The organism is Aeromonas veronii bv. veronii (assembly GCF_000820225.1).
GTDB lineage: Bacteria > Pseudomonadota > Gammaproteobacteria > Enterobacterales > Aeromonadaceae > Aeromonas > Aeromonas veronii.
The window spans coordinates 80,642-95,359 of the sequence record NZ_CDDK01000025.1; the positions used below are offsets into that span (position 1 = coordinate 80,642).

General features: G+C 53.7%; 14 protein-coding genes. 1 reads left to right on the forward strand and 13 read right to left on the reverse strand.

Annotated elements, in window-relative coordinates; genetic code table 11:
- Positions 1–2: 2 nt before the first annotated feature.
- From tapY2 to murJ, 12 genes are all read right to left on the reverse strand, one after another.
- Positions 3–284 (reverse strand): type IVa secretion system protein TapY2, encoded by a 282-nt coding sequence (gene tapY2, locus BN1139_RS10660; protein ID WP_005348945.1) that lies wholly within the window; start codon positions 282–284, stop codon positions 3–5.
- Entirely contained in the window at positions 281–3,943 is a 3,663-nt protein-coding gene (locus tag BN1139_RS10665) for a pilus assembly protein (RefSeq protein ID WP_005348943.1), read from the reverse strand. The genes tapY2 and BN1139_RS10665 overlap by 4 nt, the downstream gene beginning before the upstream one ends.
- 10 nt (positions 3,944–3,953) lie before the next feature.
- Positions 3,954–4,391 carry a type IVa pilus pseudopilin TppD gene (tppD, locus tag BN1139_RS21005; RefSeq protein ID WP_013724122.1) on the reverse strand — a complete coding sequence of 146 codons (438 nt, stop codon included), beginning with the start codon at positions 4,389–4,391 and terminating at the stop codon, positions 3,954–3,956.
- On the reverse strand, positions 4,388–5,386 hold the full coding sequence (locus tag BN1139_RS10670) for a PilW family protein (RefSeq protein ID WP_005348941.1): 999 nt from the start codon (positions 5,384–5,386) through the stop codon (positions 4,388–4,390). The genes tppD and BN1139_RS10670 overlap by 4 nt, the downstream gene beginning before the upstream one ends.
- Positions 5,383–5,952: a type IV pilus modification protein PilV gene (pilV, locus tag BN1139_RS10675; protein ID WP_005348939.1), complete on the reverse strand. Its 570-nt coding sequence runs from the start codon at positions 5,950–5,952 to the stop codon at positions 5,383–5,385. Before pilV ends, BN1139_RS10670 begins: the two co-directional genes overlap by 4 nt.
- Positions 5,953–5,955: 3 nt before the next feature.
- Positions 5,956–6,360, reverse strand: coding sequence for a type IV pilin protein (locus BN1139_RS10680; protein ID WP_013724124.1), 405 nt, complete (start codon positions 6,358–6,360; stop codon positions 5,956–5,958).
- Positions 6,361–6,470: 110 nt separating this feature from the next.
- Positions 6,471–7,406 (reverse strand): 4-hydroxy-3-methylbut-2-enyl diphosphate reductase, encoded by a 936-nt coding sequence (gene ispH, locus BN1139_RS10685; protein WP_013724125.1) that lies wholly within the window; start codon positions 7,404–7,406, stop codon positions 6,471–6,473.
- Complete coding sequence (gene fkpB / locus BN1139_RS10690; RefSeq protein ID WP_013724126.1) at positions 7,406–7,858, reverse strand: FKBP-type peptidyl-prolyl cis-trans isomerase; 453 nt, start codon at positions 7,856–7,858, stop codon at positions 7,406–7,408. Before fkpB ends, ispH begins: the two co-directional genes overlap by 1 nt.
- A complete protein-coding gene (gene lspA / locus BN1139_RS10695) occupies positions 7,855–8,352 on the reverse strand; it encodes a signal peptidase II (protein ID WP_005340447.1) in 498 nt (165 codons plus the stop codon). Before lspA ends, fkpB begins: the two co-directional genes overlap by 4 nt.
- A complete protein-coding gene (gene ileS / locus BN1139_RS10700; protein WP_005348931.1) occupies positions 8,352–11,213 on the reverse strand; it encodes an isoleucine--tRNA ligase in 2,862 nt (953 codons plus the stop codon). Before ileS ends, lspA begins: the two co-directional genes overlap by 1 nt.
- Positions 11,213–12,187, reverse strand: a complete 975-nt coding sequence (ribF, locus tag BN1139_RS10705; protein WP_005348928.1) for a bifunctional riboflavin kinase/FAD synthetase — start codon at positions 12,185–12,187, stop codon at positions 11,213–11,215. The genes ileS and ribF overlap by 1 nt, the downstream gene beginning before the upstream one ends.
- A 155-nt stretch (positions 12,188–12,342) precedes the next feature.
- The gene (gene murJ / locus BN1139_RS10710; protein ID WP_005348927.1) at positions 12,343–13,905 is read right to left on the reverse strand and encodes a murein biosynthesis integral membrane protein MurJ; all 1,563 of its coding nucleotides are present in this window, start codon (positions 13,903–13,905) and stop codon (positions 12,343–12,345) included.
- 191 nt (positions 13,906–14,096) lie between these two features.
- On the opposite strand from murJ, the gene rpsT reads away from it, so the two are divergent.
- The gene (gene rpsT, locus BN1139_RS10715; protein WP_005308808.1) at positions 14,097–14,360 is read left to right on the forward strand and encodes a 30S ribosomal protein S20; all 264 of its coding nucleotides are present in this window, start codon (positions 14,097–14,099) and stop codon (positions 14,358–14,360) included.
- A gap of 49 nt (positions 14,361–14,409) precedes the next feature.
- On the opposite strand, the gene BN1139_RS10720 is transcribed toward rpsT, so the two are convergent.
- Entirely contained in the window at positions 14,410–14,712 is a 303-nt protein-coding gene (locus BN1139_RS10720; protein ID WP_013724128.1) for an ArsR/SmtB family transcription factor, read from the reverse strand.
- Positions 14,713–14,718: the final 6 nt, after the last annotated feature.

Below are 14,718 nucleotides of genomic sequence, written 5' to 3' on the forward strand. Positions count from 1 at the left end.
CGTTATCTGGGCTGGATTTCATCTTGTTTTTTTGCATCAGCCAGCGAAAAGGTGGCCGCCAAAGGAACGCACTCGATTACCTCTGTGACAAGATGCACCACCGCATCAATCTCATAACCTTTCTGTTTAAACACCTTGACCAGATTTGCCTTGCTCGTATCAGTTACCGGTTGCTGCAACACCATCTGCACGCCACCTTCCAGAGTGACATAACATTTTATGTCTTCCGTTTGGGCATGAACCAACAAGGGCAAGCCCACACACCAGAGCAGCATGCGTTTCATCCCTGTTCTCCTTCATAGAGATAGATTTTCTTGGGAGACATATCCATTTTTGCCTCTTCCGCACCTTGTGAGCATTCTCCTTCACCGGTACAGCGCTCAGGCTCTCCCTTCCCATCATCTTTGAGGATGACCTCCTTGCCCGGAGCACCACCTATAATCCTGATCCGGCCATCATCCCCACCATGAATAACCAGATCATCAGCAACCTTATTTTGCACCTCTACGTAACGCTGAATAACTTCCTGATTGTTGCTATCCAGTACATATTTGAAAGAAGTGCCATAGTGCATATCAATCATATATTGGCGCATGGCACCGATCGATTGAATCGTACATTGTTGGAAGTCCTGTACCTGAGGCAAGAAGGAGGTGAAATAGAGCTTGCCTTGCAACACCAAACCAGCCCCCATTGATTTTTCACCGCTTTCATTGAGCCAGAATTTCCATCCCAACTTGCTGGTCAACGCCTTGGTGGTGTTTACAATCTGCTCTTCATTCAAACCCGTAAAGGGATCGCTGGTCACATCGTAGAGATCGTTCAGTGTGATACTTGATGGCACCGCTGGTTCAGACGTTGCCCCAAACAAGGTTGGATTAACATTGTAGTCACGTAGCATCACATACACATTTTGGGTTGTCGCCTCCGAGGAGGGGCGGTTTCTATCACCACTGCCTATCAATACGGCATCAAACGGACGCTCGCTGTAAAGATAATTTGTCCCGTCATACTTCCAACCTTTATTGATGGTGCGCACCAATACGGGCTGGGTAAAGAAACGGCGATCATCTTCCAGCTTCTTGGCAGTTCCACTTAAATGTGCATTTCCCAAACTGGCAAACTTGATGGCCGTCCATTTGGATTTTTCTGTCCCCTTCATGTCGATGCGCCAGATCTGACCGCCGGTATCACCCGTATAAACCCGGTCAGATACACCATCTCCATCGCTGTCCAGCACAGAAACAGCGCCTGGCATGCTATAAACCATGCCTGCAACCTGTTTGTTGGTTGCACTGGCAGCATCCGGGGTAAAGCTGAACAACAGCGTGCCGGCCTCAGCATCCACGATATAAATACCCAACCCTTCACTGTCTTCAGCCCCCTGGCCCAAATAGCTCTTGGCCTGATCATAACCTCCAGAGAATATCAGGACTGGCTTATAGGTTTTTTTACCATTGGTTTCTGTGTAATAACCGGGAATGAACGCAACCTCGGGGATCGACCAGGTCTCGCCCAGTTTGCTGAAACCGGCGCTGTTTTTATCCAACCGCCACATAAGCGAAGGGGAGTCCGGATCGGATATATTCAACGCATAATAGGCCTTGCCACCACCGCGCAACCCGGTAAATAACCAGACTTTGTCACCTTGTGACGACTTGATATGACCATCTTTGACTTGCTCATTGACCAGCACAGTGGGCGATGAATCTACACCATATAGATGAGCCGATGAATCCAAGTTTTCTCGCAGCGCTTTCTGATTGGCAATAAATTGATAGGGCATAACGGCCCAGCTTTCATCAACCGTGGTGCCGCTGTCTTTAAACATATGCAAGAAGCCGGCATTACTTCCCATCACAATGCGCAAGTCAGGTGTACATGTAGTCTGTCCTGTCGACTTTGTACAACCGTAGTTGATCACTAATGGCCGTGAATGCAACGGGTCACCAAGAATATGCTCCCGATTATCTGTTCTATCACCATCCTGATTCTCATCAAACGCATCAATCCCCTTGGTCCAATTAAGCAGGTCATCCATGCTATCAGCACTATCAAGTTTCATGACAGTGCGTAGCTGCGTCGCCCCGCCTGCCATGCCCTCAAGAGCAGACTTGCTAAAGGGAGTTAATATATTAGTGGAAGGGGGAATAACATAAAGATTGCGATTGGTTTTAGCTGCCAGCATCTCTTGTACCCCACCCTCGGCAACCTTGTTACCATCACTGGTGGATGACCAATAGGTTCTTGCTGACTCAAGAATTGTTCCATCACTGGATATCGCAGGTAAGCCACTCTGATCGACTACATAACCCTTATCTGGATTCAGAACCAGCTTTTTAAGATTGCCCTTCCATCGTGGACCTGAACCAGGCTCAAACATTGCATAATAAATATTATTCAGACTGCGAGTACGGTCAAAGTTATTAGTGGCAATGGCGGGAGAGACCAACGAGGTATTCATTTTCAAGATAGCTAGTAATGATGATTTTAATGCTTCGTTAAGTTGGGTTGCATCGGTTGCTGGATAGTATTTACCCCCACCACGACGAGCGGTCTCTGCCAATAATGCACCGGCCCCCTTAATTGCTTCATCTCCAAAACCCACGGTGAATGTTGTGACTGTTTGTTTGCCAATAGCCGAGGTGTTTACATCATTGTTTTTCATATATCCGGCAAGTGCAGCAAGATAGCTTTTTTCACCAGAAGACCCATAACTAACCAAGCCGCCATAAGCAACCTTATCCTCTGTAGATAACGTGCTGATCAGGTTGGCGACAAGGGAATCTGCTGCTTTATCATTGGTTGGTTCACCATCTGTCATATAAATGATATAACCATTATTGGAACATTTATCATAGGGGGTTTTATATATACCCGATGTTACTTCAGCATTGCTATCCCGCTTGGGAGTACGATTTACATCATCGTCACCAAAGTACACCCCCAAACCGCCAAAGTATCTATATGATTCATATAGTGTTTCACACAAGGGAGTCCAAGTGTCAGAGCTCAAAGTATTTACCTTGTCAATCAAATCCTGCGCACCGCTTTTACCAGAGGTGAGGATGGCATCGTTACCTACAATATTGCGGATTATTCTTCCGCCATTTCTACTACCTGGTTCATTGCCATCATTATAGTTAAAAACAGCCAGACCAAAATCGACAGCTGGCGTAGCCAAAACCAGTTCCTTGACTGCATCCTGAGCAACTTTCAATCGAGTTTGTGTTGACACACCTGTACTACCGTAATACCAACGGACATAATTTGCCGTAAATAATGAGATCTGGGTAGAACTACCACTAGCAAGAGCATTGGCTACATTTGATGTGTAAAACCAGCTTCCCGTTGTGCGATTTGGCTTGTCAACGGGATAACCATCAACAATATATGTTGAATATGGACCTGAATATTGATTTTTTGCGTTTTGCTCATCAATATCTTGCTGGCAATCTGCAATTATTATACTATAAATATCAAAATCATTTAGAGAACGCCAACGCCCCTTTCTATTTTTATCATATATTTCATATCCCCAAACTCGTGACTGAAATCGGCCCACATTATTTAGAGGGCCTTTAGATGTCGCACATGCATTTAAATTCTCAGTAAAACGTTTGGTACTGTTGATAGTGGGAACTTTTCCATCACTGGAGAAATAGATGAAGCGATTACTATTATTAACATCTGGATCATTAGCTAATGATGGATAACTTATCGATGGGTCATAAGGCTCTTTAGCAACTTCGGTTGTATTTTTCATACTCCCCGAGTTATCGAAAATAAAGAGCACCTTAGGGCGGAAGTCCCCCGCCTTGGCAAAGTCATAAATAAACAACTCGGTATCATCGGAATAACCAGTACCTACCGCCAAAGATCCCCCTGATATTCCGCAACACAATACCAGCCAGCTTGTAAACAAACAGTTCCTTATGTTCATCACCCGCTCCCTAATTGGCACTGAGCAAGGGTTGTTCTACCCCGGCAGTAAAGGTCATTTGGCTATTCACCTTGCCATAAGCACTGGATGTGGTGGCTTCAGCATAACGACAAGCTGGCGTTACATTCTGGCTACTGGCTTCAAATTTTCGTTTGCATACACTTTCTGTATTGACTGTCAAAGTAGTAGCAGGAGTGGTAGTGCCTATTGCCGCCGAAGTACCAATTGCCTGCGTTGCAATTTGTGTTGAAAGAGCCACATCCCCTAATGCAGACTCCAGAGTACCTTCCACTTCGTGTTCTGCTCGTTGCAAACTGGCGCTAGAACCAGCCATCTTCAGACTCATACCACTGGATTGCATGACAACTACCGCAATCAGAGTCAAAGGAACCAGAATAACCAGCGCGACTATCAGTGCAATCCCTTGCTGTTGTTGAAACGATCTCATGTGCCACTCCGAGTAACAATTTGCGGGTTACGCAATGCGATGCTGCTTTCCAGCAATAGGCGGCGATAGCCATCGCCATTGCCTTTTATCGGGGGCAGATTGCCAAGTTGATAGGTGTTATTATTTTTGTAACGTGCAGACTCTTTCGCCGCTCTAATTAATAAAAATAACCGCACCCCCAATACCCGACCTTCATTCCAACTCTGAGCAGCCATCTGGTCAGCTGAAAGATATCTATCGATATGCCCATCGGGGATCACTGAATCATCAATACCGAACATCAGTATCATATGTTCAACGCCTTCAGCCATAGCGCCACCAATCAGAGCAGAACCACCATTAACGGTCAAATAGCGCTTGCGTAAAACAGGAATACCATCTTCTTGTGACAAGTAATAAATGTAATGCTGGTATTCCCAGATCTGGCTCTCATTATTGGCACCAAAGAGTGGTCTGGTTTCGCTTCCCTTGATGACTCTCGCCTCCTGACTATTGGTTGCCATATAAAAGCGGTTTGTATCCAATCCCTCTGATGCGGGTATAGGACGCCCTACCAATCGCTTGATACTGATAACATCCGAGTTTGCCACCCGATCAGCAGCGAGAATACAAGCGAATCCAGCCAATCCTTTGGAGGTTGATACCCGGCTTACCCATAGCCCCCTGATGGGACCAGCATTTGATGGCAAACTACCGACAGAACGCTCATCCAGACAATCGCTACTGGCAGGAACAATGCTACCGGCACTGAGGGTCAGAGAGGGGCCAACTTGTGTTGACTGACCGGTATAAGCTCCAAAAAAGCCAGCCCATTTGATATCCTGGCTAATCAGCCGAATGGCCAATCGACCATTTTCCTGTAATTCACTTTGATCAAAGGCATCTTCAGAGCTGGAGCGAGACATCACAAAAACTGTGAATACCCCCGCCAACAAAAATAAACCGAGCAGCATAGCGACCAGCCACTCTACCAGCGTGAAACCGCGAGAATTCATAAAGTCGTCGTCAGAATAAACTGGCGCCTCGAAAGATTATTTGCTGTCGAGAGTTGACACTCATTGATCAGCGTTGCTGCGGCGGCGGCAGCCCCCCCATCAGATATCTCTTGTTTGCCAGCCCAGAATATCCCGACAGCCAATACATTATTGGCCCGCCGCACCACGCAGCCTATCGGTGAATTCAAGGAAGATGCCGCCCCCGAAACACTGGCCCCAAGCAGGGCTTGTTGCCAGTAGTGAAGGTCGGCGTTACGTAAATCTGCAGCACTGCACGCGCTGATTGTGCCATCTGCGGCGGCGCATGTCGGACGTGGCAAGTTGGCGGCAAGATTAACGGTCACTGCACCGGATGCGGTCCAGCTATCACGATTTATCCGTACCCGCTCGACCATATCGTTAGCCAACCAGCTGGCAATCGTGCGCTGACGAGCTTCATAACTGGCAAATTTGGAATGGGTTTGCAAAGCAACCAGACCAAGCAGCCCCAACGACAGGATTACTGCGGTGATCATCACCTCCAGCAGGCTGAATCCTCTCTCATGTGATGAAACATGAATGGCCATGGGCTATTCCCAACAGCTATTGCTAGCTGCACCAGAGGCACTTTTGACACCCAACTGATTAATGGAAAACACTGTGCAATCGGTATCTTTGGCTTGGGCTGTCGTCGCGCCAGCACTGGCTGACAAGGTGTAGGTGTTACCTGATACGGCAATGGATAATTGATACAGGCCATTCTCAGATGCACTACTGATACCAAGAGCAGCAGCAGAGGATGCATACTGATTGAAATCCATAAAATAGGTTTCTTGCCGATTGGCTGCATTGAGCAGCATGGCCTTGGCTTCGACGCGATGACTGGTCAGCACATATTGCTGATAGGCGGGATAAGCGATGGTGCCAAGAATCGCCACGATGGCGATGACAATCATCAACTCAATAAGAGAAAAACCACGAAAGTATCCAATCATATCCCATCCTTGGTGACAGACTGCTTCATAAGTTTAACGCCGAGCCTGTCTCTTGAACAAACCCGGCGTCATTATCAACACACTTTATTCTTAAGCCTTCCTGGCTGCACTCAAATTATTCTAAGTTCGGGAGGAACCTCAAAGACTACGTTCTCTTCACGGCCAGGATGCTCGGCGACCACCTTGCCACCCAGCTCCCGCAGACGGGCAATCACGTTTTGCACCAGCACCTCGGGGGCGGATGCACCTGCAGTGACGCCAATCGCCTTCACGTCTTCCAGCCAGCTCGCCTCAATCATCGACGCATCGTCGATAAGATAGGCTCGGGCACCTACCTTCTCGGCCAGCTCCCGCAGCCGGTTGGAGTTGGAGGAGTTACGCGACCCCACCACCAGCATGGCGTCCACCAGCCCCGCCATCTCCCGCACCGCATCCTGACGGTTCTGGGTGGCATAGCAGATATCGTCCTTGCGCGGCCCCTGGATCTTGGGGAAGTGCTTGCGCAGCGCATCGATGACGTCAGAGGTCTCATCCACGCTCAGGGTGGTCTGGGTGACAAAACAGAGGTCATCCGGATTCTTCACCTTGAGCTTGGCCACATCTTCCGGTGTTTCTACCAGATACATGCCGCCTTCGCGATTCTCGTACTGCCCCATGGTCCCGATCACCTCGGGGTGACCGGCGTGGCCGATGAGTACAGCCTCGGAGCCCTTGCGGCTGGCGCGATGAACCTCCATGTGCACCTTGGTCACCAGCGGACAGGTGGCATCGAATACCTTGAGGGCACGGGACTTGGCCATCTCGCGCACTGTCTTGGCCACGCCGTGAGCAGAGAAGATGACGATGCTGTCATCCGGCACCTCGTCCAGCTCCTCGACGAAGACAGCGCCTGCCTCTTTCAGCTTGTTCACCACATAGCGGTTATGCACCACTTCGTGGCGGACATAGATGGGGGCCCCGAACTTCTCCAGCGCGCTCTCGACAATGCTGATGGCGCGATCGACACCGGCGCAAAAACCGCGAGGGTTAGCGAGCAGAATATCCATTAATGCACCTTCTCCTCATCATCAACACCCAGGATCTCCACCTCGAAGGTGACGGTATGACCGGCCAGCGGGTGGTTGAAATCGACCGTCACCGACATCCCGGCTACCGCCCGGATGATGCCCGGCAGCTCGCTGCCGTTGGGCTGATCGAACAGGATGATGGTGCCGACTTTTGGCTCCACATCGGCGCCAAACTTGGCACGGTCGAGATGGTAGATGTTGTCGGGGTTGGAGAGGCCAAAGGCCTCTTCCGGCGTCAGCGTGAAGCTCTTGCTCTCCCCTTCGCTCAGCCCCAGCAGACACTGCTCGAAGGTGGGAGTCAGGCTGCCATCGCCCATCCGCAGGCGCGCAGGTTTGCCGTGCAGCGCCGTGCTGTCGGCAACCGAGCCATCTTCCAGCTTGATGGAGAAGTGGAACAGCACGCTGCTGTTAGCGGTGATCTGCTGGCTCATGCCTGCTCCTTTTTCTCACCACGGAAACCGTCCAGCACAATCATGGCGGCCCCGATAAAGATAAAGCTGTCGGCCAGATTGAATGCCGGCCAGTGCGCACGCTGCCAGTAGAAGTCGAGGAAATCGACCACATGGCCCAGCACCAGTCGATCAAAGACGTTGCCGAGGGCGCCGCCGATGATGAGTGAATAGGCGATACCGCTCCAACGCTGGGTCACCGACTGCTTGCGCAGCCAGTGGATCAGCAATCCACAGATGGCAAAAGCCAGCACCGCGAAGAACCAGCGCTGCCAGCCCCCCTGATCAGCCAGAAAGCTGAATGCGGCGCCCTTGTTGTAGACGTGAACCAGATTGAAGAAGGGGGTGATCTCCACCCCCGGGTAACCAAATGGCAGCAACTTGACCACGGCGAGCTTGCTCGCCTGGTCCAGTACAAAGGCCAGCACTGCCAGCCACAGCCAACGCAGGCCGCTTTTATGTTGAGTCATGTTCATCAGGCAAATTGACGCGTTTCGCCGTCACCCTCAACGTTGGTCACACAGCGACCACAGATCTCTTCGTGACCCGCGATAGTGCCCACATCTTCGACATGGTGCCAGCAGCGGTCGCACTTGGCGGCGGCAGACTGGGCCACGCTCAGCCACAGGTCATCACGTTCGGTCGCCACAGAGCCTTCCGGCGCAGTGTCAGCCTCCACAACCTTGGCTTTGGAGGTGAGCAGCACGAAGCGCAGCTCATCAGCCAGGGCGTTCAGGCGTGCAGCCAACTCCGGCTTGGCGAACAGGGTCAGTTCGGCCTGCAAAGAACCGCCGATACGCTTCTCGCTACGGGCCAGTTCCAGCGCCTTGTTCACTTCACCACGCACGGTGAGGATCTCGGCCCAGAAATCGTCGTTGAGAGATTCCCCCGCTTCCAGCCCGAACAGGCCGTCGTACCACTCTTCGGTGAAGACGAACTCGCCGCGCTCACCCGGCAGCAGGGCCCAGATTTCATCGGCGGTGAAGCTCATGATCGGCGCCATCCAGCGCACCATGGCTTCTGCAATGTGATACAGAGCAGTCTGGCAGGAGCGACGGGCCAGGCTGTCAGCCTTGGCGGTGTACTGGCGATCCTTGATGACGTCCAGATAGAAGGAGCCCATCTCGATGGAGCAGAACTGCATCAGCTTCTGGGTTACACCGTGGAAGTTGTACTCGTCGAATGCCGCCATGATCTCGGCCTGTACCGCTTTGGCACGACCCACAGCCCAGCGATCCACCACCACCATGTCGGCAGGCGCCACCATGTCGGTCGCCGGATTGAAGCCGTTCAGGTTGGCCAGCAGGAAGCGGGCAGTATTGCGAATACGACGATAAGCGTCGGCAGAGCGCTTGAGGATCTCGTCGGAGACAGTCATCTCGCCGGTGTAGTCAGTGCTCGCTACCCACAGACGCAGGATGTCGGCACCCAGCTTGTTCATTACGTCTTGCGGGCTGACCACGTTGCCGATGGACTTGGACATCTTGCGACCCTGACCATCCACAGTGAAGCCGTGAGTCAGTACCTGGTTGTAGGGAGCCTTGTCTTTCATGGCCACACCGATCATCAGGGAGGACATGAACCAGCCACGGTGCTGGTCAGAACCTTCCAGATACATGTCGGCCGGCTTGCCGTTGAACTCGGGACGGGCATCAACCACGGAAGCGTGGGTAGAACCGGAGTCAAACCAGACATCCAGAGTGTCAGGCACCTTGTCGTACATGTCGGCATCGGCACCCAGCAGCTCGGCCTTGTCCAGATCCCACCATGCCTGAATGCCGGACTGCTCGACCCGCTTGGCTACTTCGTGCATCAGGCGCACGGATTCCGGGTGCAGTTCCTGGGTCTCTTTATGGACGAACAGGGAGATGGGCACACCCCAGGTGCGCTGACGGGAGATACACCAGTCAGGACGGTTCTCGACCATCGCCTGAATGCGGTTTTTACCCCAAGCCGGTACCCAGCCGCTCTGGCCTTGCTGGGCAATACCGTCCTTCTCGATGCGCTCGATCTCTTCCAGTGCGCGCTTGCGCAGACCCTTCTGCTCCATGCTGATGAACCACTGTGGAGTAGCACGGAAGATGATCGGGGTCTTGTGACGCCAGCAGTGCGGATAGGAGTGGTTGAACACCTTGTGATGCAGCAGGGCGCCGCGCTCGGTCAGCACTTCGATCACGGAGGCGTTGGCCTTGAACACGTGCTGGCCGGCAAACAGTTCGGTATCCGGCAGGTAAACACCGTTGCTGCCAACCGGGTTGGCCACTTCCAGACCGTACTTCTGGCCGACCACGAAGTCTTCCTGACCGTGGCCAGGGGCGGTGTGTACAGCGCCGGTACCGGCATCCAGGGTGACGTGGTCACCCAGTACCACAGGCACGTCGAAGCTGTAGAAGGGGTGGTTGAAGCGCAGCAGCTCGAGCGCGGCGCCCTTGGCGTAACCCAGATTGTGGAACTTCTCGATACCGGCGCGATCCATCACATCCTTGACCAGCTCGGCGGCCAGGATCAGACGCTCGGGATGCTCACTTTCAACCTGCACCAGTGCGTAGTCCAGATCGGCATGCATGGCGATGGCGCGGTTGGCTGGCAGGGTCCACGGAGTGGTGGTCCAGATCACCGCAGAGATCGGGCCTTTGCCGGTGTGGCCTTCGGCGCAGTCAAACTTGGCGGCAACGGTCGCCTCATCAACAGCCTTGAAGCGCACATCGATGGAGGGGGAGTTCTTGTCGTAGTACTCCACCTCGGCTTCAGCCAGCGCGGAGCCGCAATCGGTACACCAGTGCACCGGCTTGGAGCCTTTGTGCAAGTGGCCGTTTTCAACGATCTTGGCCATGGAGCGGATGATGTTGGCTTCGGTGCCAAAATCCATGGTCAGGTAGGGGTGTTCCCAGTCACCCAGCACACCCAGACGGATGAAGTCGGTCTTCTGCGCTTCGATCTGGGTCTTGGCGTATTTGCGGCACTCGGCGCGGAATTCGGCAGCGGAAACCTTCTCGCCCGGCTTGCCGACCATGCCTTCCACTTTCAGTTCGATAGGCAGACCGTGGCAATCCCAACCCGGCACATAGGGTGAATCGAAACCGGAGAGGCCCTTGGACTTGATGATGATGTCTTTGAGGATCTTGTTGACCGAGTGACCGATGTGAATGTTGCCGTTCGCATAGGGGGGGCCATCATGCAGAATGAAAGAAGGCTTGCCCGCTTTGGCGCGGCGAATAGCGCCGTAGAGATCCTGATCGTACCAACGTTTCAGCATGTTGGGTTCGCGTTTGGCCAGATCGCCACGCATCGGAAACTCGGTTTCCGGAAGATTCAGGGTGTGTTTATAGTCGCTCATCAGTCCTGGGTTCCCTTCTTTTCTAAAAGAGTGCTGGGTAAATTGAATTGTGGCAGCCCGAACCAGGCTCGGGCCGCCAGGGCATCTCGTTCGATCTGCTCTTTCAAGGCAGAGAAAGAGTCAAATTTCTGCTCTTCGCGCAGCTTGTGGCGAAGCAGCACCTTGACCTGTTGACCGTAAAGATCGCCAGAAAAATCAAACAGATGTACTTCCAATCTGGCTTGTGTACCGCTCAAGGTCGGCCGTACACCCACATTGGCTACACCGGGGAAGGTCTTGCCGGAACATATCACTTCCACCGCAAACACGCCACCGACCGGGATCACCTGACGCTTGAGGGCCAGATTGGCGGTGGGAAAACCTATGGTGCGCCCCAGCTTGTCGCCGTGGGCCACCCGGCCGCTGATGGCATAAGGACGGCCGAGCATCAGCTCAACCTCCGCCATGCGGCCCGCCTTAAGGGCTTCACGCACTAGGGTGCTGCTGACCCGCTGACGGGATAGCTGGAAGCTCTGGGTGCTGATCACCTCGAAACCGAAGCGATGACCCGCCTCCTCCAGCAGGTGGAAGTCCCCTTCCCGCCCCTTGCCGAAGCGAAAATCGTCGCCGACCACCAGATAGCGCACCCCGAGTCTCTCCACCAGCAACTGCTCGATGAAGGTCGAGGCCGCCTGCTCGGCAAAGCGGTGGCTGAAGCGCACGCAGAGCATGCGATCGATATGCAGCCCCTGCAGCGCTTCGTACTTTTCCCGCAAACGGCTCAGCCGGGCGGGCGCTGCCGTGCCGGCAAACAGTTCCAGCGGCTGCGGCTCAAACAGCATGACGCAGGCGGGCAATCCCAGCTGGGCCGCTTTCTCCTTGAGACGTGCCAATACCGCATGGTGACCCTGATGAACCCCATCAAAGTTGCCAATGGTTAATACACATCCCCGGTGACGGGGCTTGAGATTGTGAATGCCGCGAATAAGCTCCATCAGTGCCTTGTGCGTTGCTGCCATGGAAATCGGCGGATTATATATCAGGCAGCAGGCAGGGTCAGCCCTCATAGCCTGATTTCAACTATCCGGGCCCAATCCCGCCCCTTGGCGGCGCCATGGGGCACTATCCCCATGGCGCCGCAGGATCACGGCTACTGCTGCCCCGATTTAAGGTGACGCGGCCGAATGCCCAGCAGCAGCAACACCACGGCATAGACCGCAGCCCCCAGCGACAGCAGCATGGTCAGCTGCAAACTGGCCTTGCCCATGCTCCATGCGCCCCACTGGGCCAAATCTGGCGACAGATAGGCGAGCACGCCCCCCATCAGCACGCTGGCGACCAGCAGCTTGAGGCAGAACACGCCAGTATGGCGGGAGGGACGATAGACGCTCTGCTGGTACAACCCCTTGAACAGCAAAGCCGCATTCAGGGTACCCGAGCAGGCGGTCGAGAGCGCCAACCCCACGTAACCGAGCGGGTAGATGAAGATGAGGTTGCAGACCATGTTGGCAATCATCGACATCACCCCGATCCGCACCGGCGTCTTGGTGTCCTGACGGGCGTAGTAACCGGGCGCCAGCACCTTGATCAGCATCAGGGAGAGCAGACCGGTAGTGGAGGCCAGCAGGCTCGCGCTCGACATGCTCACTTCATGCAGGCCGAACTCGCCGCGCATGAACAGCACTCGCAAAATGGGCTCGCGCATCACCGCAATGCCTATCATGGCGGGCAGGCCGAGCAGCATCACCATCCGCACCCCCCAATCCATGGTGCGGGAGAAGTCGGCAGGGTCTGCATCTACATGCTTTTTCGCCAGCGCAGGCAGGATCACGGTACTGATGGCCACCGCAAACAGCCCGAGGGGGAACTCCAGCAGACGATCCGAGTAGTAGAGGTAACTGATGGCACCGGTCGCGAGGAAAGAAGCCAGCATGGTATTGACCAACAGGTTGATCTGGCTGACCGATACCCCGAACAGGGCGGGGATCATCAGGGTGCGGATCTTCACCACCCCAGGGTGATTCCATCCCCACTTGGGCCATACCAGCATGTTGATTTGGCGCAAAAAGGGGTACTGGAACAAAAACTGCACCAAACCGCCCAAAAAGACACCAATCGCCAGCGAGATCTCAGGTTTGTCCATCAGCGGTGCAATCCACCAGGCCGCCGCAATCATGGTGATGTTGAGAAACACCGGCGTAAACGACGAGACCGCAAAGCGGCCGAAGGTGTTGAGGATGGCCCCCGCCATGGCGGTAAAGGTGATGAACCATAGGTAAGGGAAGGTGATTTTGAGCATCAGACTGGCGAGCTCGAACTTCTCGGCTGCAGGGCCGCCATGCAGCCAGTCCCAGAACCAACCCCAGCCAAACAGCGCGGTCAGCACCCCCGACCCCAGCACCCCGAGCAGGGTAACCACAGTCACTATCCCCCCCAGCGTGCCCGCTACCGCCGCCAGCAATTCACGCACTTCCCCCTCGTCGCCATTTTTCTTGTACTCCGTCATCACGGGAACAAAGGCCTGGTTGAAGGCACCTTCGGCGAACAGGCGACGCAGAAAGTTGGGAATGCGATTGGCAAAAAAGAAGACGTCGGCGGCCACCCCGGCACCGAGCAGATTTGCGATGACCACATCGCGAACCAAGCCCATTACGCGGGATGCCAGCGTCATTCCGGACACTATCATGCCGGATTTGATCAATTTCTTACTCAAGACGAGGCCTCTGGAACTGTCAGAATGAAAAGAATGCTGCTAGAATCGACCGACAGTTTAACCGTCTCCCTACTGACACACCACCGGGAGGCGGTGTTTATTTGCACAAATCATTTGACAATATGTGGTTGGAAGGGCATATTTCCGGGCCTTTTCAATACACTCGCTAAGACAGTTTTAGGAGTTTTACCTTGGCTAACATCAAATCTGCTAAGAAGCGCGCTCTTCAGTCAGAAAAACGCCGTCAGCACAACGCCAGCCGTCGTTCCATGACCCGTACCTACCTGAAGAAAGTCATTGCTGCTATCGCCTCTGGCGACAAAGCTGCTGCGACTGCCGCTTTCGCTGTTGCTCAGCCGATCATGGATCGTATGGCGACCAAAGGCCTGATCCACAAGAACAAAGCAGCTCGTCACAAGAGCCGCCTGTCTGCCCAGATCAAAGCTATGGCTTAATCAGCGTCTGCTGATCAAAGCTGAAAAAACCGGCCTTAGTGCCGGTTTTTTATTTATCTGCGCTGCAATAAAGTCGATGCAGCAAACTGATCATTTCACGCACCTCATGGCTGCGCAGCGAATAGTAGACCGTCTGGGCCTCTTTGCGCGTCGTCACCAGCTCATCCCGCCGCAGCAGCGCAAGATGCTGTGACAAGGCCGACTGACTCAATCCCAGTCGCTCGTTGAGCTCCCCCACCGACAGTTCGCGCTCCAGCAACTGGCACAGAATAAACAGCCGCCGTTCGTTGGCCAGCGCCTTGAGCAAGGCCACCGCTTTACTCGCATTGGCTTCCATCTCTTCAAGTTGCATCACATC